We start from the raw sequence: 1,577 nt of genomic DNA on the forward strand, positions 1-1,577 counted from the left end.
CCCGCCACGGCGGGTCCCACCAGCCGGGCGCCATTGAAGGACGCACTGTTGAGGGCCACCGCATTGGGAAGGTAGTCATCACGCACGAGCTCGGATACGAAGGCCTGGCGTGCGGGGGCATCGAAGGCGGACACCACACCGAGCGCGAGCGCGAAGGCGTAGACATGCCAGAGCTCGGCGGTATCGGCGAGCACCATCAGCCCGAGCCCCACCCCGAGCGCGGCCATCAGGAGCTGGGTGAGAATGAGCAGTTTCCTGCGGTCCACGATGTCGGCGACGAGGCCGGCCCAGGGAGCGATGAGGAGTTGCGGACCAAGCTGGAGTGCCATCACGATACCGAGGGCCGAGGCGTCCTGCTCGGTCAGGATGTCGTAGACCAGCCAGTCCTGCGCGGTGCGCTGCATCCAGGTCCCGATGTTCGACACCATCGCGCCGATGAACCACAGGCGGTAGTTGCGGATACCGAAGGACCGGAAGGTGCTCATCGGGCTGCTGCTCCCTCCCCTGCCCGGTCCCGCCCCAACTAGCTGTCCGCCCCGGTTCCCTGTTCCTGTGCCGGATCTTCGTCGGCAGCACCGTCCTCGGCAGCGCCCCCGGCAACGTCCTCCGCCGGCTCCGGCTGTGAGGCCTCCACCAGCGCGCCGTCCTCCACCACCATCGGCTTCTCGACGGCGGNCGACGGCGGCAGGAGCCGGTTCGGCATCATCCTGCGAATCCTCGGGCCGCACCCGCTGGGACCACGGCAGCCACTCAGGAGCGAGCAACGCCCTTTCGGAGGGCAGCAGGCCCACCTCGCAGATCGAGGGTTCCTTGCCGCGCGGAACCCGCGCGAGCGTCGCGAACCACTCCCACTCGCCGTAGCCGGGCACGAACGCCTCGAAACGGTGGGTGAGCAGCCGGTCGCCGTCGGGATAGGAGGTGACGTGCCGGCCCACCTGCTCGGCGGGCGCGACCTGGAGCACTCCCGCACGGGCGAACTCGACGGCAGCCTCGAGCAGGGCGTCGGCCTTCGCCGGCCGCTTCGGAGCGCGGCGCTTCGCCACCGGCACGACTTCCGGGGAAGCGCCGCCGTCTTCGGGTTGGAACTGGCCGCTGGTCATCATGGGCGCCTCAAACGTCGAGATCGTTCGCGACAGCGCGCAGGACGGCGGCCACCTTGGTGGCGTGCGACTTCTCGGGGTAGCGGCCCTTCCGAAGGCCATTGGAGACGTCGTCGAGGAGCTTGATCAGGTCCTCGGTGATGACGGCCATATCGTCGGCGTTCTTGCGCGTTGCCTTGGCGATCGAGGGCTGGGCCTCAAGAATCCGGGCCGACAGCGCCTGCGGGCCCCTGCGCCCGTCCGCGACGCCGAATTCCAACCTGGTTCCCGGCTTCACCTCGGTCACCCCGACAGGCAACGCAGAGGCGTGGAGGAAGACCTCCTTGCCGTCGTCGGTTGCCAGGAAGCCGAATCCCTTTTCGGTGTCGAACCATTTCACCTTGCCAATGGGCACGTCAGTTACCTTTTCCTAGCTTGCGGCGGCGCGAGGGCGCTGTCCTTTGGTGTTCCGGCTGACGCCACGGCCGGCGGCAGTGG

At 68.5% G+C, this 1,577-nt stretch carries 2 protein-coding genes and 1 pseudogene; all 3 read right to left on the reverse strand.

All coding sequences use genetic code 11. The features are described from left to right. On the reverse strand, window positions 1–485 hold a 485-nt coding region (locus Y705_RS21760), incomplete at its 3' end, for an MFS transporter (RefSeq protein ID WP_155849954.1). 237 nt (window positions 486–722) lie between these two features. Beyond that, window positions 723–1,202, reverse strand: a pseudogene (locus Y705_RS23595) (DUF3027 domain-containing protein); the annotation flags it as partial. Beyond that, window positions 1,111–1,494: a cold-shock protein gene (locus Y705_RS0106020; protein ID WP_026532206.1), complete on the reverse strand. Its 384-nt coding sequence runs from the start codon at window positions 1,492–1,494 to the stop codon at window positions 1,111–1,113. The pseudogene Y705_RS23595 and the gene Y705_RS0106020, both read right to left, overlap by 92 nt. Between the last annotated feature and the right edge of the window lie 83 nt (window positions 1,495–1,577).

It is taken from the genome of Arthrobacter sp. H41 (genome assembly GCF_000520535.1).
Classification (GTDB): Bacteria; Actinomycetota; Actinomycetes; order Actinomycetales; family Micrococcaceae; genus Arthrobacter_D.